Source organism: Pseudomonas sp. A-R-19, from assembly GCF_019956575.1.
Classification (GTDB): domain Bacteria; phylum Pseudomonadota; class Gammaproteobacteria; order Pseudomonadales; family Pseudomonadaceae; genus Aquipseudomonas.
Window position 1 is genome coordinate 1 of record NZ_JAHBDR010000056.1, and the last position, 22,315, is coordinate 22,315.

A 22,315-nucleotide genomic window follows, 5' to 3' on the forward strand; every position below is an offset into this window, starting at 1 on the left:
GGCTTCCACGAATAGGCCTAATACATAGATGCAACGGGGCAGCGGTTTTTCAAAAGCGGGTAGACAGTGGGGGCGAGTCCATACATAGGAGCTGGCTTGCCAGCGATGGTCGTTAACGATAACGCGTGTGAACCGGATAAACGCGGCGAACTTGAGTCCATCGCCAGCAAGCCGGCTCCTACAGTTCCCCGGGAGTGCGTGAAGAACCTTTTTTATGGAGACTAATACCTTAAGAGGCAAGCGTTTATCCGTTGCTCAGTGCTGCCATGTTATTTTTGGAGTTCGAACAAGACGGTTGCTGATATTCCAATCCAGGACCCTTCCATTATCGCCATAAGTACCCAGCGCCTTGATCAGTGAGTCAATGTTGGCAAAGCGAATTTCATCCATGGCGCTGATCAGTCCTTTTTGCAAATAAACACTATCGCCATCAACCGATATTGGAAGCGCCGATGGTCCTGGCGCGAAAGCATCAAACTTAAACTGGAATTTATAACGGCGGTCGAGCATAAACATCCCGGGTTCATTGAGTTGCTCTTGTAATGTAGTCGGGAGATCAGGGTAAGAAGACCATGGCAGCTCTATGCTGTCCATTTCACCTGGAACCTGTTTAAAGCCATTTAACTCCAAGGCATCAAGCAGGCTCTCAAGGCTGTTGAAGCGAACTTGGTCAATGTTTGGCCATGCTTCGTGTTCAATATGGATTAGAGTATTGTCAGTCTTGATGGGGGTGTAGCCAATATCGCCATTGGCATCGCAGTATAAAATGGCGAGATAACTAAAATCTTCTTCTTCCCACAGTATTTTGAATGCGGAGTTGCGGGCTTCATCTGGTGTATACATTGTGCAAAATTCTTTTGCGGTTGGTTTGGGTGTTTCAAACTATATCGCGGAAAACAAAAAATGCATGACGCGGAATGTATTGCTGGAGTTTTCAAGTTTATATTGTGATGTTGGTTTTCTGGCTGGTCATTAGTTTGAGTTGTGCTCCGCTTTTTTGCCTGCAACTACTTGCCCGATGTCCTCCACCGCACGGCGAAATCTCTGTAGGCAGCAGGCGACCGTTCCTGCTTTCGGCAACGCGGTGGCTGGCTATGTTGGTGTTCCAAAAATAGTTGCCATGGAATGCACATGAATGACCATCCGACACCGCTTCATCCTGAGCCTGCGTCGCTGCGCGAAACACTGAAGTCTGTGGTGAGCACGGCTCTGCCGCAGTCTCCCGAGCAATTCGGTGCACAGTTGATCAAGGAGAAATGGGGGCAAGACATCGACCCGCAAACCGCCATGCTGGTCACCCTGGATTACCGCTACCACGGGCACCCTGCGCAAGACGGTATCGAGCAAGGTCAGGTGGCAAACACGCAAGCGTTGGTGCAGGCGCTGCTGGCGAACTACCAGACCGTTGGCGACGGGCGTTTCGCCGAAAGCGCATTTGGCTTGTACACACCGCCCGATGTCGGCCCGTCCATTCGTATTGTGGAGCATGTCGATGAATTCGCCGACCACGGCAATGGCAACCACCATACCTACGAAGGCATCTATCGCCAGACCACGCCTCAGGCGTATGGACCGGCAACACAAATTGCCCTCAGGCCGGCCGCGTTCAAGCAGTGGGTGTGGGAACTGGATTTGCAAACCCGCTATCAGGCGTACCTTGATCGTGCCTGGCCCTCAGACAAGCGAATCGCCCAGGCGGCGCCTTACGACCTGAGAACCTCGACCAAGGCTGCCTTTATCATGAGCGCCTGCCTGCAGCATCAGGAGGGCAGTTTGACACGGGAGGGCCTGGCCCTGGCCATGCAGGCCGCCGGGTTGCCAGCAGAGCAGGCGTGGAGTGCGTTGACCCTCGATCAGGTACAGGCACCCACCCGTGTCGGCGCGCCGATCGAGGTCGGTCGGCTGACGATCTATCGCTACACATCGAACGATATCTGGTGTTATCGCCACCGTCACAGCGGCCGGGTCTTGCTGAACATTCCCGGTAACTCCTCACCCTTGCATGAGTTCGCCGATTTGCCGCACCTGCGCCAATGGATCGTGGCCCAAGGCAAAGAGGCCGCCACAAGGCAAGCACTGGTCGCGCATTTTGCCGAGGACGATCGTGAAGATGGCACCTTCCACGCAGGCGTATTGACAGCATTGGAGGGCATGGCGCTCTACCCGAAGGAACACTGGCTGACAAGGAGCGCAGGGCTGTTCAATGACGACGGCTTCTGGGACCCACAGGATTACATCGATCTTGAGCGTGCGTCCTCAAGCACCGATCCGTTCGCCCAGTTGGTACTGAGTATGAAGCAGTCGTCCATGGCCGGCGTCAAAACCATCCGTGACGATGCCCAGGTCAATCGCGACAACCTGAGCGCGGTGGTGGAGCCTCTGGTGCAATGGATCAACCGGTTGGGGCCATTGGCGTTGTTCATTCCGGGAGGCGAGGGCATCCTGGTGCTGGCCGGCCTGATCGACGCCGGTTACGGCCTTGATCAGGCCGTCAACGGCAAGACACCGGAACAGCGCTCCGAGGGGGTGACGCGCACGGTGTTCGGCTTGCTCAATGCGCTCCCGCTGGCCGGGGCGGCGATGGCACTCAAGGGCGAAGAGAAAATCGCCGGATCGCTGCACGCGCCTCGGGAGCCCGGGAGCGGGCTGCATCTCGAAACACCACCCGAGCCCGCACCCGGATCGATTCCGGTGTCCGTGTCGACACGCGTGGAGCTGATACGTGGTGTTTGCGCGCCGCTGGCTGACTTCAGCGATGAGGTGGTGGCGCAGATCGCCCGGGTCAGCACGGTCGACGACGATATGCTGCGCTTGATGCAGTCAGGCCACCCGCCAACACCGATGTTGGCTGACACCATCACCCGCTTCAAGCTCGATCAGGCGCTCGAGACCGTCGCCGACCCGCAAATACGGACTGGATTGTTCAACGCCCGCTATCAGGCATTGCAGCACACGGACCAGCAATGGGTTCGTCTGTTTCAGCGCGAATACCCCGGATTACCGAAAAGTGTGGTGGAGCAGATTCTCGACCGTTCGGGGATCGACATCGAGCGGTCCGTCGATGCTGACGAGGCGCTGCAACTGTTCAAGCGTCTGGACAACAAAGCGCGCGAATACCAACAACATGTTCGGCTCAACCGGGCCTATGAAGGCCTCTACTTGCGTTCGGTCTCGCCTGCCGAAACCGATGTGCTGGCGTTGCATTCCCTGGAGCGCCTGCCCGGTTGGCCCAAAGGCCTGCGAGTCGAAGTGCTCGACGGCTCCATCAGTGGTCGGGTCCTGGACCGCTGCGGTCCGCTGGATTCCGAGGATTGCCGGCGTTTGATCAAGGTCGATGATGGTTATCGCTACTGCGCAGTGGCGGCTACCGACGGCGAAGGTGCGGATGTGTTTACCGCGCTGGTCGATCTGTTGTCCGGGGAGGAACGTGCTGCGCTATCGCTGGACTCGCCAGCTGCGGCCAGGCAGTTGCGGTTGCGTATTGGCGCGCATGCCTTGTCCCGCTCCGAGTTGAGGGTCGGCCTCGATCGAATGGATTCGCGTCTGCCCTTCGAAGCACGAGGGTTGCGCGGTGGCAGCTTCCCGAATACGCCACAGGCCGCGGCGCTGACCCACGGAGTCATGCGTCTGCAGATCAAGGATGTTTACCCGGATTTCACCGATGCCCAGGCGGATGAGCTGCTGATTAACGCAGGTTCCGGGGCGCAAACGCTGGTGGGTCGCCTGATTTTCGAGATGCAGCAGTTGCATGCCGATCTGCGCCTATGGGTCGACCAGTCCGTGCTGGATGTCGATGAAATGGACGTGGATTTTCTGACTGTGAACGATGACGAGGCCGCGGGCATGAGTCCCCAGCAGATCGCAGCGCACAATGTCGAACTGCTGCAAACCGTGATCGATTGCGAGCGTGAAACGCGAATCGAGCTGGGCGATGAACTGATGAGCATTTGGCAAAAATGCCCGCCCCAGATCAATAGAGTGGTGTCGGGCGAGGTGTTTTCCGGCTACAGGCTGGATCTGGGGTTCGAAGATTACCATCGGTTGCCGACGATGAACGTGCGCTTCAATGAGGTCGTCGAGCTATCGATGCAGGGCCTGAGCCTGGTCGAGCGCGAGAGCTTGGGCAACTTTCTCGAAAGTTTTCCGAATCTGCGTTCCCTGAACCTGGAGCGTGTCGACCTGCGGCGGTTAAACGCAGACGGCGTGCTGGAAGGTGTGCTGCCTCGATCGATTCGGCAAATGAACCAGCTCACAACGCTCAACCTGCGTTCCACTCTACTGCAGCTTGAGGAGAACACGGCCGCACAGTTTGCTGATCTGCTGAGCTTGCAAACGCTGGATCTGAGTGACAACCCTTTGACCGTCCCGCCTGTTGTTCTGGGGCTCAAGGAGTTGCGTGTGCTGAACTTGAGAAACACCGGCATACGCCATTGCCCGATTGGCATTGCCGATCAGCCGTACCTCACCTCGCTTGACTTGCGAGGCAACCGGATCAGCCGGGTTCCCCACGCGATCCTGAATCAGGCGGTCTCCCGGGATCGGGTGAAGCTGTGGGGTAATCCATTGACGGATGAAGAGACGTTGTTGCGCCTGGTCGATCATCGTGAGCGCACTGGAATCAATCTGTGGTTGAGTGAACCGGGTGCCGATTATGGCAGTGCGACGCCCTGGCTGGGGGAGGGCGATGAAAGCGTGCGCGAGGCGCGGCAACAGATCTGGCAACGATTGGCCGGCAAGCCATCGGGCAGTGCGTTGCTCCGGGTCATGGATGGATTGAGCCTTACGGCGGATTTCCAGGTGGGTTATCGGTCGCTGCAGGCACGCGTGTGGCGCTTGCTCGACGAGGCGGATACATCAGAAGAGTTGTGGGGTTGGCTGCGCCAGTGCGTCGAAACGCGGATGGCCGATGGGCAAAACCCGTTCAGGTTGTTCGTGGTGCTGGAGGATCGAGTCCGGCTCTACCGCGACTGGGTCGCCATGGGGCGGCCGATACCGCTGGTGGATCATCCGGTGTTCTAGCGCGAAGGATAAAACCCCTTGAACCCCGGGGCCGGGGTCCAAGGGGTGACAGTCAGCGGCGACGGAACAGCGGCAGCGGTTCGTCGGTAGCGGCCTGATAGGTCACCGAGAAGTCCTTTAGGCCTTCAAGGGCTTCGTGCGGATCTTTGTCGGCGCGAATGGCGAACGCGTCGAAACCACAGCGATGCATGTAGAACAACTGGTCACGCAGCACGTCGCCAATGGCCCGCAATTCGCCCTTGAAACCGTAACGGTCACGCAGCAGGCGGGCGTTGGAGTAGTTGCGGCCATCGGTGAAGGCCGGGAAGTTCAGGGCAATGACCTGGAACCGCGCCACGTCTTCGCCGATTTCCTCGGCTTCTTCATCGGCATCAAGCCAGATACCCAGGCCGCCGTCGCGGGCCAGGAGCATGCGGCTGTGTTCGCGCCACAGCTGCAACGGCACGATGAGGTCGTCGCAGTTGCTGATTTCGTCGATGTTGAAGTCCTTGGGCAGCAGGTGCCAGGTTTCGTCGACGACCTCGTTGTTCTTAATGATTCGCTGCATAGACACGCTCCTTGAAGAGGTCGATACCAATACGCTGATAGGTGTCGATGAAGCGTTCGTCTTCGGTACGTTGTTCGATGTACACGTCGATCAGCTTTTCGATCACGTCAGGCATGGCTTCCTGGGCAAACGACGGGCCGAGGATCTTGCCCAGGCTGGCGTCACGGCTGGCGCTGCCGCCGAGGGAAACCTGATAGAACTCTTCGCCTTTCTTGTCCACCCCGAGGATGCCGATGTGGCCGACGTGGTGGTGACCACAGGCGTTCATGCAACCGGAGATGTTCAGGTCCAGTTCGCCGATGTCGAACAGGTAGTCCAGGTCGTCGAAGCGGCGCTGGATCGATTCGGCGATCGGGATCGACTTGGCGTTGGCCAGGGAGCAGAAGTCGCCACCCGGGCAGCAGATGATGTCAGTCAGCAAGCCGATGTTCGGCGTGGCGAAGCCTTGCTCGCGCAGCTCGCCCCACAGGACGAACAGCTTGTCCTGCTCGACATCGGCCAGAATGATGTTCTGCTCGTGGGAGGTGCGCAGTTGCGCGAAGCTGTAACGCTCGGCCAAATCGGCCACGGCGTCGAGCTGCTTGTCGGTGATGTCGCCCGGGGCAACGCCAGTAGGCTTGAGGGACAAGGTCACGGCCACGTAGCCCGGCTTCTTGTGGGCCAGGGTGTTGCGCACGCGCCAGCGGGCAAAGCCCGGGTGCTGCTGGTCGAGCTCGGCCAGTGCGGCGGCCTGGTTTTCCAGGGCCTTGTAGTCGGGATCGACGAAGTGCTTGGCGACGCGATGCACTTCGGCTTCGGTCAAAGTGGTCTGGCCACCGCGCAGGTGCTCCATTTCCGCATCGACTTTCTGTGCGAAGACTTCAGGCGTCAGCGCCTTGACCAGGATCTTGATCCGCGCCTTGTACTTGTTGTCGCGACGGCCGTAGCGGTTGTAGACCCGCAGGATGGCGTCGAGGTAGCTCAACAGGTCTTGCCATGGCAGGAATTCATTGATGAATGCACCCACCACCGGCGTACGGCCCAGGCCGCCACCTACCAACACACGGAAGCCCAGTTCGCCAGCGGCGTTGTGCACCGGCTCAAGGCCGATGTCATGGACTTCGATGGCGGCACGGTCGGAAGTCGAACCGTTGACGGCGATCTTGAATTTGCGCGGCAGGTAGGCGAATTCCGGGTGGAACGTGGTCCACTGGCGAACGATCTCGCACCATGGGCGCGGGTCGATCAGCTCGTCGGCGGCGACGCCGGCAAACTGGTCGGTGGTGACGTTGCGCAGGCAGTTGCCGCTGGTCTGGATCGCGTGCATCTGCACGGTGGCCAGTTCAGCCAGGATGTCCGGAATGTCTTCCACGGCCGGCCAGTTGAACTGCACGTTCTGCCGGGTACTGATGTGGGCATAGCCCTTGTCGTAGTCGCGGGCAATCCTGGCCATCATTCGCATTTGCCGCGAAGTCAGTTGGCCGTAAGGCACGGCGACTCGCAACATCGGCGCGAAACGCTGGATATAAAGGCCATTTTGCAGGCGCAGGGGGCGGAATTCTTCTTCGCTCAGCTCGCCTGCCAGATAGCGTCGGGTCTGATCACGGAACTGCTTGACGCGGTCCTCGATGATCCGCTGATCGTAATCGTCGTATACGTACATATAAGTCCTGTTCTCAGGCTTGGGCCGGTCGGAAACAGCGGCGTTTTTTGGCTTGCTGGCGTCCGATAAAACCTCGGCAATTCTGCGCGCACGGCCGCGCACTCCCTATGGAGCCGGGGCACGATACCAGTTTGCGTTTATGCGTAAAAGTGATGTTTGAGCATATGTAAAGAACCAAATCGCCTAATGAGAATCGTTGTTGCAAAGACCCTGTTTGTGATGCGGGCAATCGTCGTCTTTACTCTGCTCGTGTCTTTATGCAATCACCGATAAAACCGACAAGAGGCGATGCAATGAGCAACCCAACCAAAGCAAGGAAAAGCGATAGCAGCGTTGATGCCTGGGCAATTTTGTTCCTGATCATTCTGGTCGTGGGGACGGCGGTTTTCTGGGTCAGCCACCAATAAACGACCCGGTCCGGGCCCGGTTCCGACGATTGTCCGACAAAAACCGGAAAAATCGCCGTTTTACGGAAGTTCGCTGGCTATAATGCGCGGCGAATTTCCGGGGGGCTCGGACGACCAATGTTGAAGTTTCTGTATGGCGTATTGCTGACGCTGGGCATGGTCGTGGGACCTTGTGCCCAGGCGGAGTCAGTGCTGTTCCTGAATCCTGGAACCCCTACGGAAGCTTTCTGGGCGAGTTACTCGCAGTTCATGCAGGCCGCGGCGACCGACCTGGGGATGGACTTGCGCATCCAGTATTCGGATCGCGTCCCGGAAAACACCATCCACCAGGCTCGTGAAGCCCTCAAGGGTTACCATCGCCCCGACTACCTGGTGTTCGTCAACGAGCAATACATCGCCCCCGAAATCCTGCGCCTGGCCAAAGGCAGCGGGGTGAAGCTGTTCATGGTCAACAATGCCCTGACCCCGGATCAGATGAAGCTCGTTGGCGCACGACCCGACAAATATCCCGATTTGCTTGGCAGCCTGGTGCCCAATGACGAAGAGGGCGGCTACCTGATGCTCAAGGAACTGATCCGGCAGCACGGCCCGGTAGATCCCGGCCAGACCATCGAGTTGCTGGCTTTTTCCGGTTTGAAGATCACCCCCTCCGCGCAGTATCGCGAGAAAGGCATGCGGCGCGCCCTGGCCGAGCACCCCGAAGTGCATTTGCGCCAGTTGGTGTACGGCGGCTGGACCCGGCAGCGCGCCTACGAGCAAGCCAGGCTGTTGTTCAAGCGCTACCCGCAGACGTCGCTGGTCTGGGCCGCGAATGACGAGATGGTGTTTGGTGTGATGCAGGCGTATGTCGAGGCCGGCGGTGTGCCAGGCCAAGGCGTGTTGTTCGGCGCGATCAACAATTCACCCGCCGCGCTGCAGGCACTGCTCGACCGTCGCCTGAGTGTGTTGCTGGGCGGGCACTTCAGTCTCGGTGGCTGGGCACTGGTGCAATTGCATGACTACGATGAAGGCGTGGACATCAGCCAGTACGGCGGCCGTGATCGGCAGATTCCGTTGCTGCAACTGATCGATCGGACACAGGCCAAGCGGCTGCTGGCGATGGGGGCCGCGCAGGACTTCGGTGTGGACTTCCACAAGCTCTCGGCCAAGGGGCGTCCTGCGTCCTGGCGCTACCCGTTCACCCTGCAAACCCTGATGCACTGAGTCGCATCAAACCCCGGCCAGAAGCAGCACCAGCTTGACGATGCCGAACAGCGCCAATGCAAACACCACCGTGAACACAATCCCCAGAATCACGAAATGACTCGGCTTGCCGTGAGTGAAGTCACGCGCGCGGTTTTTCCCGCTCTGCACTCCGAACGCCGCTGCCATGACGCTGTGCAGCATTTGCCAGAAGGTCGGCGGCTTGTTGTCGACTGGATCGTCCATAAATCCCTCGCCTTTGAGTAGGTCTTCAAAGCATAGCCAAAACGGCGGCTGGCATTTTAGCTGGCTGACGCATTTCGAAATGGGTATGGGTCGATGTAGTAACTATCTACCGCAGTTGCGGCTCCCTGGAGTGATGTTCTGTCGTTCCACTTTCAGGAGCAACAGTATGTCTACCCTTCCTCCATCTTTACCCCGTCAACATAGGGTTGCGGGACAAAGCAGCATTCATAGCGATCTGCTCGAGCAGATGACACCGGCCTGGCTGGTCGATGCCACGTCAGCAAGGCGGGCCGCGTTAAAGGAGACAGGCACGCTTTCAGCGGATTGGTATCAGCGCGCATCGGTCACGCAACAGCAGATACTGAAGAACAGATTCAATGCCAGTTTTACCTCGCAGGCCAGTCTGGACAAGACGATGTCCTCGCTTGCGGATATCGACACTTTCGCCGGGCCGATTCTCACCAAGGCCCTCAAGGAACGGTTCGCCATTGAACTGGACGTCAACAAAACCCTGCTGTGCCTCAGGCGACCGCTGGAGATTGGTGATCTTGACATCGAACTTGCATCGTTCGAGGTATTGAAGCTTTCGTTGTTACAGGCTGCGCTGCATAACTTTGAAGCATCCGAGTGCGAGGAGGGTGCCTTCCATCGTAAATCCGGCTTTTTGATCGAGACGTCCACCCCCGGCACGTTTGAGGTCGCAAGCCTCGACATCACGGTCAAACAGTTTCTGTCACTGTGTCGCGAGCTGGATATCGGCGCGCAGTATCAAACCCATGTGATGGCGTTTTTCCAGCCAGTGGGGGCTCAGAAAGAAACGACACTGCGCCAGCAATTCATTGCCAGTCAGAAAGCGGCCATGAGCGCAGCTGCCGAGCTGGCCCTCTTGAAGAAGGACATCGAGCCCGAAGACTACACAATGATCCTCTCGGTCGTTAACGGCGAGGTCCATCCCCGAGTCGGTAACACGCCCGTCTGGTTTCGTGACTTGAGTTTGATGAAGCGCCGGATGACAGGCTGCGTCGTGTTCAGTATCAGTGAGCAGTATCGCTATAGCAGCGACTTCATCGTTTACATCCCCCATGATCCCGAGCATCCGCTCAAACGCTATACCTCCGGGCAGTTGAGTGAAGAATTCAAGCGGCAGTTCACGCACCGGGGCACAACACAGCCCGGCGGTGATGGGCCGACGGCTCACCAGCGTTTTTTCAGCCAGTTCGTTGCCTACGCCGATCGTCCTTACTACTTCAGTCAGTTCACCCGAAAAGCCGCGGATGCTCCAGTCGATCCCTTGCATTCCGTCTGGGTGAAAGTCGCGCAATACATTCCGCTATTGTCTAACGTTGTGCACATCAAGGAATTGCCGCCAGAGCGAGCTGGCAAGCGCGAACCGGTCGAGGATCCCTACCTCAATCCTTTCGGGATCATTCGCGAAGGCGTGGACGGCATCTGGTCCGCCAACACGGATCTGTGGACCTACCTCTACGAACAGAACCGTGCCAAGGTGATCGCCGATGCACGCAGCCATGCGGTCCCCACGGCTGACGTCGATGCGAAAGTGCGCGCGGAAAAGCTCAACCATCTGCTGGAAATCGGCATGCTCGGATTGAACATGGTGTCGATGTTCGTGCCGGTGCTGGGGGAGATCATGCTCACGGTCATGGCCGGTCAACTCCTGTATGAGTCCTTCGAGGGTGCGATCGAGTGGAGTGAGGGCGATCGCAACGCAGCCAAGGCGCATCTGATCGATGTGGCCGAGAACCTGGCGCTGATCGCCGTGATGGCGGGGGCTGGCAAAGGGGTGAGCAAATTGGCTCCAGTGACACCCGAGCCGATGGTCGAGCGCCTGGCACCGGTCACGCGTGCCGACGGCGACACCCGATTGTGGAAACCTGAGCTGAGCGCCTATGAGCGTAATGTCATTCTCGACCGCAATTACGTCCCGGATGCGTTGGGACAACACCGGGTAAACGGAAAAACCTACATCCGGCAGAGCGGCAAGGTCTATGAAACAACCTTTGACCCTTCGCTGAAAAAGTGGCGCATCCAGCATCCGACCGATACGCACGCCTGGCAACCCATACTCGAACACAACGGACACGGTGCCTGGCGTCATTCGCTGGAGCGGCCGCTGGCGTGGGATCGCCTGACGCTACTGCGGCGTATGGGGCATATCACCGAAGCTTTTTCTGATGAGCAACTGCTCAATATCGCGGATGCCAGTGGTGTCGGCGACAATGCCTTGCGCAAGATGCACATGGATCATTTGCCGCCGCCACCGGAACTGGCGGACGCCTTGCGGTTGTTCGAGGCCGATCCTGGCAGCGGCGGGCCACTGATCGAAAAATTGCAGCGTGCCAGCCCGGGACTGAGTGTGTCCGCCGCCCGCAGGGTTCTGCTCGACGCCAATGCTGAAGAGCTCACCCGCCTGAAAACGTCTCGACGAATACCGTTGAAGATGCTGGAGGAGGCGCGTTGGTATACGCAGCAGGGGCATCAGGCCAAGGCCTTTTCCGGCCTGTACACGCAGAGCATGGCCTCGGCTGACAGCCGATGGCTCGCGCTGCATGCACTGGAAAAAATCCCTGGTTGGTCCGGCGAGGTACGCCTGGAGGTGCGCGACGGACACATCGATGGCCCGCTCATTGATGGTATCGGCAGTGAATCGGCAGGCAGTCGCAAGTACGTGGTGAAACAGGGGCCTGTTTTTCAAGCCTTTGATGAACGGGGAGAAACGCTCAATAGCGTGCCCGCCAGTGGCGACAATTTTTTCGCCTCGATCATGCACGCCTTGCCTGACGAGTCCCGCCAGGCACTGGGCGTCCCACACGTCAGTCAGAGTGCCGGCCTGCGCCAGGCTGTCATCGACTCGGCCATCGAGCATCGACAGGAATTGTCACAGCGGCTGGCGAAACGAGCGGGTAGCCGCCAGTCGTTCAAGCCACCTGTCCGTGTCTCCGAGCGCAAGGTGGGTTACTACGCCAGCGGTCGCGGGCAAGGGTTCAATCCTTCGCTGGTGGCCCGCGTGCAGGATGTGCATCCAGGGCTTACCGATCAGCAAGCCAATGGATTTATCCTGGCGCAGTTGCGGGCGGGTAAAACCGAAGCACAGATCTACAGCCTCATGCAGGAGCGCATGCGCCAGTGGGAGCTACTGGAATCAACGCTCGATCAATGGGTTGGCGAGCCTGTGCCGGAAACCGTCTTGCAATCGATGCCCGGAGGCAGGGCCTCGGTTGCGCAGAACCTCAAGCAAAGCTGGCGCAACTCACCCTTGGCTGAGAGTCGCCCCTCGTACAGGTTGCTTGATTTGGTCTGTGACGACCCGATACCTGCATTGTCGGCGGATTTCTCCCATGTGCGTGATTTGTATGTCCGTGGCCGGTGTATCACTGACGCCAATGCCGATGTCCTTTTGGCGAATTTCCCCAAGCTGAAAAGACTGCGAATAAATGCCACCGGGGATGAGTTCAGCAACGTACCCGCAGCATTGAACGGAATGCGCGAACTCACCGACCTGTGCCTCTATTCAGCCACTCCATACGCCGTGGACATGCCCTCGAGATTAAACGCGTTGGCGACGCTTGAGGATCTCGCTGTCTCTTCCTCCAGTTACGCATCGCTAGCTCTGGATGTATCCGGATTACGCAAACTGCGCCGCCTGGAAGTCCTTGCTCCTTCGATGTTCGAATGGCCTGCCGGGGTTCTCGAACTGCCACGCCTTGAGCGCTTGGATCTGAGGGGGACTGGTATCAGGACATTACCCGACGGTGTTTTCGGCGGGCATAAAAAACTCTGGTCCGGACTGTCGCTGGACTGGGCAAACTTCCTGCGTGAAAACTTCAAGCCAGCGTATGAATACGTCAAGAACCACCCTGAACACCTGGTTGATCTGGATGAAATGGTCAGGGCTTACAGCAAGGGGGAGTTGCGGCGTCTTGGCGAAGGTCTGTACGACTCGGTCGAGGTGATATTCAATCAGTTTACCGAGCAATGGCCAGGCGCCGAAGCAAGGTTCGAGGCCCTGGAGGCATTGAGCGAAGGGTACAGGGCACTCGGCCAGCAACTCTATGACTGGTACCACTCGACAGCGACACCCATAGCAATCGAGGAGTCGATGGCGCGCGCTTGGTTGGATCAGTCCCTGAGAGTCAGCTGGCGTCATGGTGCCTTCAAACGTTACGGCTCTACTGCCGATGCCTCGGTGCTCGAGGTGCCGAATCTGCAACTGAGTGAATTTCCAGTGCTACCGGCCGGTGAATTCTCGCATGTGCAGACGTTGAATCTGCGGGGTACTAAAGCGCCTGCGGAACAGATCCGCCGCTTTGTCGGCAGTTTTACCGAACTGCAAAGGCTCGGCTTGCTCAATGTCGATTTGACTGAGGTGCCGATTGCGCCTGGCGAACTAGGCAAATTGACTTATCTGGATCTATCCGGCAATCGCATCGGTGCCGGCTCGGTCGAACCACAAAGTTTCGCAGGGCTGCAGAGTCTCGAATACCTGGACCTGAGCAACAACCCGCTGCACGCGTTGGACGTCAGTACATTGACTCGTCTCAAGGCCTTGAACCTGCGCGGCACGGACCTGCAGGAATGGCCCGCAGGGTTGCAGGACTTGCCAGAGCTGAGCTGGCTCGATTTACGTGACAGCAAAGTCTCCGAGCTGCCCACGCCGCTTGCCGATGACATGCTGCTCAAAGCCAACCTGACCGGCACACCCTTGACCCCGCAATCCATCGTAGAACTCGATTTGGCCCGGCAGCGAGTGGAAGTTGCCAAAGGCTTGCCAGCCGGAACCCTGGAGCGGTTTGACCTGGAGGAGGTGCCAACGACTTTCCCACCGTCCGAGAGCGGGGAGTCGATCGCAGGCCATTTGCTGCCGCTGACAGCAGTCCCGGTGGGAGAAGGGCTGGCGGTGTTGGGAAAACGCCTGCAACGACTCAAACCGAATCTGGCCGATGATGACGCCTTGCAAGTGATCGAACAGATGCGCGAGAGCGGGGCAGCGCTGGTGCAAATCAGTGAGCGATTAGCCGAATGGGAGCAAGCTTTTGAAGTGCTCACCCGTCGTTTGAATGGTTGGCTGTATACGCGCGGTAAACAGGGCCCTGGCTGGATGACGTCGTCGAGCACTCGCAGGCTCGCTGCCTTGCGAATCCTTGAATGCTGGCGCGAAGGCCTGATCGGCACGCAGGGTGTTGCAGACGTTGAGTTGAATCTCAATGGGCTGCAACTGGGCGATCTGCCCGAGCTGCCCGATCTGTCGGCAGCGTTCGATCATGTGGGTAGCTTGAACCTGACGAGCGTAAAACTTAGCGCTCAAGGTTCTGACGGGTTCCTCCAGGCGTTCACTCAACTGACGACACTTGAACTTAATGGCAATGGGCTGGAGGTTGTACCCGACCCGGTTCAATACATGGAAAAGCTCGAGCGCCTGGAACTCTCCTCGAACCGTATCAGCGATACCGAGCGCTTGTACACCACGTTGAGCCGCCTGGAACGGCTGCAATGGCTGGACCTGAGCTACAACGAACTGGATACCTTTGATGTCGGTGTTGTCAGGGATCTGGAGACGCTTAATCTGCGCAACAACAATCTAACCGATTGGCCGGACGGCGCGCTCAATGCCAGTCGTCTGAGAACGTTGAACCTCAGTGGCAACGACATCACGTCGATTCCCGAGGAAGTTCTGGATGGCAACCACGAGGTTCTGCTCGCAGGTACGGACCTGAGCGACAACTACAGCCTGTCGCTGGAAAGCCTGGAGCAATTGAGGGCCTATCGCGAAGAGGGTTTGCACGACACCGTGCTGGGATTCACGCGCAGTGATCTTGATGAATTGATTGATGATGCTCATGGCTATGACGAAGGCGGCAGCGAAAGCGTCGAGTCTGATGAAGAATTGCCTGAGGCCGAGCCTGATTCCGCTCAAAGGGAACCCTGGCTGGCCAATGCTCCCCCCGAGGAGTTGGCCGGCAAAAAACAGATCTGGAATCAATTGGTGGAGGAACCGGACAATGCAGCGTTCTTCCATTTGATTGCGCGATTGCAGGACACGCAGGAGTTCAGGGTGGCGAATGCCGATCTGACCCGGCGAGTGTGGACCGTCATGCAAGCCGCCGCCGACAACAGTGAACTTCGTGAGGTCCTGTTCGCCAGTTCCGCTACCCATGGCACCTGTGTCGACGGCCGGATCCTGACGTTCAGCGGGCTGGAAAGCACAGTCTTCACCCACAATGCCCTGCTCGATATTCCGCCCGGGCGCCTGAGTGTGAAAGGCCAGGCACTTTTGAAGTTGTCCAGACAGTTGTTCCGCCTGGACAAAGTCGATGAACTGGCGAAAAAAGCCGGTGCGCGTACCGGTCATGATGAAGCAGAGGTACGCCTGGGCTATCGAATCGGTCTGACCGAGGGCTGGGACGACGGCCTGACCCTGCCAGGACAACCCAAACACATGACCTACGCCTCGGGCGTGACGCCCGGGCAACTGGCGCAGGCGCGCATCGAGATCGTCAATGCAGAGCGCTCCGACGGGTTTTTTGAAGACCTGATTCAGCGTGACTACTGGGTGAGTTATCTCAAGGAGAAATACCCTGAAGACTTCAGGGCACTCGACGAGATGGATGTCCAGGAAATGGATACGGACGAGGCTGGCAACGCTGACGACCCTGCGTTCCTGAGTGTGCTTTTTGATCAGGCGGCGGCACGCAATGCGAAGATGATCGAGTTGTCTCGAAAAGAGGTCGCGGAACTCGCCTCAAACGGCTGATTCATTCTCCCCGTAGGAGCGAGCTCGCTCGCGATGGTCGTTAACGATAACGCGTGTTTACTGGATAAACACAGCGCTCTTGAGTCCATCGCGAGCGAGCTCGCTCCTACAAGGGGTCACTCAGTTGTCGTAGCCCAGGTTCGGGGCCAGCCAGCGTTCGGTCACACTCAACTCCTGACCTTTACGCGAGGTGTAGCTCTGCACCTGGTCCTTGTCGACCTTGCCAACGGCAAAGTATTGCGCCTGCGGGTGGGCGAAGTACCAGCCGCTGACCGCTGCCGCCGGGAACATGGCGTAGTGCTCGGTGAGGAACACACCGCTGCGGCCTGCGCGCATTTCCTCGGCCTCTGGATCGAGCAGGGCAAACAACTGGGCCTTCTCGGTGTGGTCCGGGCAGGCCGGATAACCCGGTGCCGGACGGATGCCGGTGTATTGCTCCTTGATCAGCGCCTCGTTATCCAGCACTTCATCCTTGGCGTAACCCCAGTGCTCTTTACGCACCTGCTGGTGCAGCCATTCGGCGCAGGCCTCGGCCAGGCGATCGGCCAATGCCTTGACCATGATCGAGTTGTAATCGTCGCCCGCGTCCTGGTAGGCCTTGGCCACTTCTTCGGCGCCGATACCGGCGGTGGTGATGAAACCACCCACGTAGTCAGTCACTTCACTGTCTTTCGGCGCGACAAAGTCGGCCAGGGAGAAGTTCGGCTTGCCATCGGTCTTGATGATCTGCTGGCGCAGGTGATGCAGCTTGGCCATTGGCTTGCCGTCATCGCCATAGAGTTCGATGTCGTCGTCATGCACCTGGTTGGCCGGCCAGAAGCCGAACACCGCGCGAGCGCTGATCAGCTTTTCGTCGATCAATTTGCGCAGCATTTCCCTTGCGTCGTTGTACAGCGAGGTAGCGGCTTCACCGACCACTTCGTCCTGGAGGATGCGCGGGAATTTGCCCGCCAGGTCCCAGGAGATGAAAAACGGCGTCCAGTCGATGTATTCGGCCAGAACGTCGAGGTCGATATTGTCCAGCACCCGCGTGCCGGTGAACGTTGGCTTGACCGGCGTGTAGCTCGCCCAGTCGAATTGCGGCTTCTTGGCGATGGCCGCGCCGTAGCTCAGGCGTTCGGTGCGGGCGCTGCGGTTGGCGGTGCGCTCGCGAACTTCGATGTAGTCCTGGCGGGTTTTCTCGACGAAACCGGCCTTGAGTTCCTTGGACAGCAACTGGGTCGCCACGCCCACGGCGCGGGAAGCGTCGGTGACGTAGATCACCGCGTCGTTGCTGTACTTGGGCTCGATCTTCACCGCCGTGTGCGCCTTGGAGGTGGTCGCGCCACCGATCATCAACGGCAGGTGGAAGTCCTGGCGCTGCATTTCGCGGGCGACGTGGACCATCTCATCCAGCGACGGGGTGATCAGGCCGGACAGGCCGATGATGTCGCACTTCTGTTCCTTGGCCACCTGGAGGATTTTTTCCGCCGGGACCATCACGCCGAGGTCGACGATGTCGTAGCCGTTGCAACCGAGCACCACGCCGACGATGTTCTTGCCGATGTCGTGCACGTCGCCTTTCACCGTGGCCATGAGGATCTTGCCCTTGGCTTCCGGCTTGTCGCCTTTCTCCAGTTCGATGAACGGGATCAGGTGCGCCACGGCCTGTTTCATCACTCGGGCGGATTTCACCACCTGCGGCAGGAACATTTTGCCGGCGCCGAACAGGTCGCCGACGATGTTCATGCCAGACATCAGCGGGCCTTCGATCACTTCGATCGGACGGGCGAACGACTGGCGTGATTCTTCGGTGTCCTCGACGATGTGGGTAGTGATGCCTTTGACCAGCGCATGTTCCAGACGCTTGTTGACGTCCCAGTTGCGCCACTCTTCAGTCTCGGCTTCCTTGACGCTGCCGTCGCCCTTGTACTTGTCGGCGATGGCGAGGAGGGCGTCGGTGCCTTCCGGGGTGCGGTTGAGGATCACGTCCTCCACGGCGTCGCGCAGCTCCATCGGGATCTGGTCGTAGATCTCCAGTTGGCCGGCGTTGACGATACCCATGGTCAGGCCACTGCGGATCGCATACAGCAGGAACACCGAGTGGATCGCCTCGCGCACCGGGTTGTTGCCACGGAACGAGAACGATACGTTGGACACACCGCCCGAGGTCAGCGCGTACGGCAGTTCGTCGCGGATGTAGGCACAGGCGTTGATGAAGTCCACAGCGTAGTTGTTGTGTTCTTCGATACCGGTAGCCACGGCGAAGATGTTCGGGTCGAAAATGATGTCTTCCGGCGGGAAGTCCACTTCGTTGACCAGAATGTCGTAGGAGCGTTTGCAGATTTCTTTCTTGCGCGCTTCGGTGTCGGCCTGGCCGGCTTCGTCGAAGGCCATCACCACCACCGCGGCGCCGTAGCGCTTGCACAGCTTGGCGTGATGGATGAACTGCTCGACGCCTTCCTTCATGCTGATCGAGTTGACGATGCCCTTGCCCTGGATGCACTTGAGGCCGGCTTCGATCACTTCCCATTTGGAGGAGTCGATCATGATCGGTACGCGGGAGATGTCCGGTTCACCGGCGATCAGATTGAGGAAGGTCACCATGGCCTTCTTCGAATCGAGCATCCCTTCGTCCATGTTGATGTCGATCACCTGGGCGCCGGCCTCGACCTGCTGCAGGGCGACTTCGAGGGCTTCGGTGTAGTTGTCTTCGCGGATCAGGCGGGCGAACTTGGCCGAGCCGGTGATGTTGGTCCGCTCGCCGACGTTGACGAACAGCGAGCTGCGATCGATGGTGAACGGTTCCAGGCCCGAGAGGCGGCAAGCCTTGGGAATGTCCGGAATCTCGCGCGGCGCATAGCCGGCCACGGCCTTGGCGATGGCTTCGATGTGGCCCGGCGTGGTGCCGCAGCAGCCGCCGACGATGTTGAGGAAGCCGCTTTGGGCGAACTCTTCGATGACCTTGGCAGTTTCCGACGGCAGTTCGTCGTACTCGCCGAATTCGTTCGGCAGGCCGGCGTTCGGGTGCGCGGAAACGTGGGTGCCAGCCTTGTTCGACAGCTCTTCGAGATACGGGCGCAACTCGCTGGCGCCGAGGGCGCAGTTGAGGCCGACGGAAATCGGCTTGGCGTGGGCCACGGAGTTCCAGAACGCTTCGGTGGTCTGGCCGGACAGGGTACGGCCGGAGGCGTCGGTGATGGTGCCGGAAATCATGATCGGCAACTCGATGCCCAGTTCCTCGAACACGCCTTGCACGGCGAAGATCGCGGCCTTGGCGTTGAGGGTGTCGAAAATGGTTTCGATCAGGATCAGGTCGGCGCCGCCTTCGATCAGGCCTTTGGTGGATTCGGTGTAGTTTTCCACCAGCTCATCGAAGGTCACGTTGCGGTAGCCGGGGTTGTTCACGTCCGGGGACAGCGAGCAGGTGCGACTGGTAGGACCGAGCACGCCGGCAACGAAGCGCGGCTTGTCCGGGGTTTCCAGGGTCTTGGCGTCGGCGACCTTGCGCGCCAGGCGCGCGCCTTCTACGTTTAACTCATACGCCAGGCCCTGCATGCCATAGTCGGCCAGGGAGATCTGGGTGGCGTTGAAGGTGTTGGTTTCCAGAATGTCGGCGCCGGCGTCCAGGTAGGCTTTTTCAATGCCGCCAATCACGTCCGGGCGAGTCAGTACCAACAGGTCGTTGTTGCCTTTGACATCGCTCGGCCAGTCAGCGAAGCGTTTGCCACGGTAATCCTGCTCTTCGAGCTTGTAGCTCTGGATCATCGTGCCCATACCGCCATCGAGAATCAGGATGCGCTCTTTGAGGGCGTGCTTGAGAGCTTGAAGGCGAACGCTGCGATCGGACATTTGGACTACTCGGTAAGACCATGACGAAGGGCCGGGATGATAGCAAACCTGTGCGCTTTTAGAGCATGACTCGAATTTGCATGAATATCGTTCATGTTGGCAGGGGTGACAGACCGGTAGAATCGCGGCGTTTTTTCAGGATTCAGGACCAGGGACATGTCGTATCGCTTCGTCATCAGCACATTGCTGTTGTTTTTAAGCTGGGGCGCCGTGGCGCAAAGCCCGGCGATTTCCACTGCCATTTCACCTTCTATTTCCTACAGCCGCGACATCCAGCCGATCTTCACTGAAAAGTGCGTGGCTTGCCACGCCTGCAACGACGCCGCCTGTCAGCTCAACCTGGGCAGTGGCGAAGGCGCGGCGCGGGGCGCGACGAAAATCCCGGTCTATGATGGTGACCGCACGAAAGCGGTGGCACCGACGCGGCTGTTTCTGGACGCTTCCGGAAAAACCGCCTGGCAGCAAAAAGGCTTCTATTCGGTGCTCGATGCCCAGGGCAGCCAGGCTGCATTGATGGCGCGGATGTTGGAACTGGGCCACAACACCCCGTTGCAACCCAATGCCAAATTGCCGCAAGACATCGTCCTGGGCCTGAACCGGGAAAACATGTGTGCCATGCCCGCGGAGTTCGGCGCCTATGCCGCCGCGCACCCGAAGGAGGGCATGCCGCTGGCGGTGACCGGCCTGACCGACCAGCAGTACCAGACGCTGCAACGCTGGCTGGCGGCCGGGGCACCCATCGACCAGCAGGCCTTGGCCCCGAGTGCAACAGAGACGCAGGAGGTGATCCAGTGGGAAAACCTGCTCAATGCGCCGGGCGCCCGGGAAAGCCTGGTGGGGCGCTGGCTGTATGAGCATTGGTTCCTCGCCCATCTCTACTTCAAGGATGGCGAGCCAGGGCATTTCTTCCAGTGGGTGCGTTCGCGCACGCCGACCGGCCAGCCGATTGACCTGATCAACAGCCGTCGCCCCAACGATGATCCGGGCACGCAGTTCTACTATCGTTTGTGGCCGGTGCAGGGTGTGATCGTGCACAAGACCCACATTACCTATGCGCTGAGTGCGGCGAAGCTGGCGCGGGTCAAATCGCTGTTCTATAGCGGCAACTGGCAGGTCGACGCATTACCGGGCTACGGGCCGCAAAGCCGGGCCAACCCGTTTGCCACCTTCGAAGCGATTCCGGCCCAGGCGCGTTATCAGTTCATGCTCGATAACGCCGAGTACTTTGTGCGCACGTTTATCCGCGGCCCGGTGTGCCGCGGGCAGATCGCCACGGATGTCATTCGCGACAACTTCTGGGCACTGTTCCAGGCGCCTGAACACGACCTCTACATCACCGACCCGAACTATCGCGGGCAGGCCACGCCGTTGCTGGCGATGCCGGGGCAGAATGACGATGTCGGCAGCGTCCTGAGCCTGTGGCACGACTACCGCGACAAACGCAACGAGTACGAGGCCCTGCGCCGCGACAGCTATGCCGACCAGCCGGCGCCGAGCTGGTCGACCCTGTGGGCCGGCAACGACAACGCACTGCTGAGTATCTTCCGCCATTTCGATAGTGCTTCGGTGACCAAGGGCCTGATCGGCGACGTGCCGCAGACGATGTGGCTGTTCGACTATCCGCTGCTGGAGCGCACCTACTATCAACTGGCGGTGAACTTCGATGTGTTCGGTAACGTGTCCCACCAAGCCCAGACGCGCCTGTATTTCGACCTGATCCGCAACGGTGCCGAGCAGAACTTCCTGCGCCTGATGCCGGCCGATTCCCGGGATGGCTACCTCGATGACTGGTATCAGAACAGTGGCAAATTCAAGATGTGGCTGGACTACGAGTCCATCGACGACGACAAACCGACTGCGCTGAAGCTTGATCCGCAGGATCCCAAGCGAGATTTCGCCCGGCAATTGCTGGCCCGTTATGGCGATCTCAATGCCAGGCCCGATCCGATCAACCGCTGCGACGGCGCCTACTGCTCGCGGCCGAACATCGATCCGGACCTGCAAAGTGCCGAGCAGGCGCTGAGCCGCCTGACCTCGCGTCCGGCGGCCGGATTGAAAGTGATTGATCAGCTGCCGGAAGCGACCATGCTGCGTATCGAAACCGCCAGCGGCAAACGAGAGGTCTACAGCCTGCTGCGCAACCGTGCCCACAGCAACGTGGCGTTCCTGCTCGGCGAATCGCTGCGCTATCAGCCGGGGCTCGACACCTTGACGATTTTCCCCGGCGTACTCAGCAGCTACCCGAACTTCATGTTCAACATCCCCGCCGGGCAGGTGCCGGCGTTTGTCGATGCAATGGAAAATGCCAAGGATAGCGACAGCTTCGAGAAAATCGTCGAACGTTGGGGGATACGGCGCAGTCATCCGCAATTCTGGGTGTATTTCCATGACCTGAGCCGCTACATCCACGAAACCGATCCAGTGGAAGAGGGCGTGCTGGACATGAACCGCTACGAGAACCTCTGATCGGACGCAGATCCCCTGTGGAGAGGGCTTTTGTGGCGAGGGGGCTTGCCCCCGTTGGACTGCGCAGCAGGCCCGTTTTTTGGGGCCGCTTCGCGACCCAACGGGGGCAAGCCCCCTCGCCACAAAGCCCGCCGACACAGGGTGATCGGTGTTTCTTTTCCCGACAAAAATACTAGGACTTTGTCCGGCGCGTCGATTGGCGTAAA

General features: G+C 59.1%; 9 protein-coding genes. 4 read left to right on the forward strand and 5 right to left on the reverse strand.

The window, feature by feature from the left end:
- Positions 1–255: 255 nt before the first annotated feature.
- Positions 256–843: a hypothetical protein gene (locus KGA88_RS15160; RefSeq protein ID WP_223592238.1), complete on the reverse strand. Its 588-nt coding sequence runs from the start codon at positions 841–843 to the stop codon at positions 256–258.
- A gap of 288 nt (positions 844–1,131) precedes the next feature.
- Here KGA88_RS15160 and KGA88_RS15165 point away from each other — a divergent pair, with 288 nt between their 5' ends.
- Positions 1,132–5,019: a dermonecrotic toxin domain-containing protein gene (locus KGA88_RS15165; protein WP_223592240.1), complete on the forward strand. Its 3,888-nt coding sequence runs from the start codon at positions 1,132–1,134 to the stop codon at positions 5,017–5,019.
- 52 nt (positions 5,020–5,071) lie between these two features.
- Here the strand turns inward: KGA88_RS15165 and KGA88_RS15170 are convergent, their stop codons facing one another.
- The gene (locus KGA88_RS15170; protein ID WP_110659110.1) at positions 5,072–5,566 is read right to left on the reverse strand and encodes a DUF934 domain-containing protein; all 495 of its coding nucleotides are present in this window, start codon (positions 5,564–5,566) and stop codon (positions 5,072–5,074) included.
- The gene (locus KGA88_RS15175; protein ID WP_223592242.1) at positions 5,550–7,208 is read right to left on the reverse strand and encodes a nitrite/sulfite reductase; all 1,659 of its coding nucleotides are present in this window, start codon (positions 7,206–7,208) and stop codon (positions 5,550–5,552) included. Before KGA88_RS15175 ends, KGA88_RS15170 begins: the two co-directional genes overlap by 17 nt.
- Before the next feature lie 524 nt (positions 7,209–7,732).
- Between KGA88_RS15175 and KGA88_RS15180 the strand changes: the two genes are divergently transcribed.
- On the forward strand, positions 7,733–8,818 hold the full coding sequence (locus KGA88_RS15180) for an ABC transporter substrate-binding protein (protein WP_110659106.1): 1,086 nt from the start codon (positions 7,733–7,735) through the stop codon (positions 8,816–8,818).
- A gap of 6 nt (positions 8,819–8,824) precedes the next feature.
- On the opposite strand, the gene KGA88_RS15185 is transcribed toward KGA88_RS15180, so the two are convergent.
- Positions 8,825–9,043 carry a DUF2970 domain-containing protein gene (locus tag KGA88_RS15185; RefSeq protein WP_103393137.1) on the reverse strand — a complete coding sequence of 73 codons (219 nt, stop codon included), beginning with the start codon at positions 9,041–9,043 and terminating at the stop codon, positions 8,825–8,827.
- 166 nt (positions 9,044–9,209) lie between these two features.
- Here KGA88_RS15185 and KGA88_RS15190 point away from each other — a divergent pair, with 166 nt between their 5' ends.
- Positions 9,210–15,812: an NEL-type E3 ubiquitin ligase domain-containing protein gene (locus KGA88_RS15190; RefSeq protein ID WP_223592244.1), complete on the forward strand. Its 6,603-nt coding sequence runs from the start codon at positions 9,210–9,212 to the stop codon at positions 15,810–15,812.
- A gap of 120 nt (positions 15,813–15,932) precedes the next feature.
- On the opposite strand, the gene metH is transcribed toward KGA88_RS15190, so the two are convergent.
- On the reverse strand, positions 15,933–19,643 hold the full coding sequence (gene metH, locus KGA88_RS15195) for a methionine synthase (RefSeq protein WP_223592246.1): 3,711 nt from the start codon (positions 19,641–19,643) through the stop codon (positions 15,933–15,935).
- A 156-nt stretch (positions 19,644–19,799) separates the two neighbouring features.
- On the opposite strand from metH, the gene KGA88_RS15200 reads away from it, so the two are divergent.
- On the forward strand, positions 19,800–22,109 hold the full coding sequence (locus tag KGA88_RS15200) for a fatty acid cis/trans isomerase (RefSeq protein WP_110659099.1): 2,310 nt from the start codon (positions 19,800–19,802) through the stop codon (positions 22,107–22,109).
- Positions 22,110–22,315 lie beyond the last annotated feature (206 nt).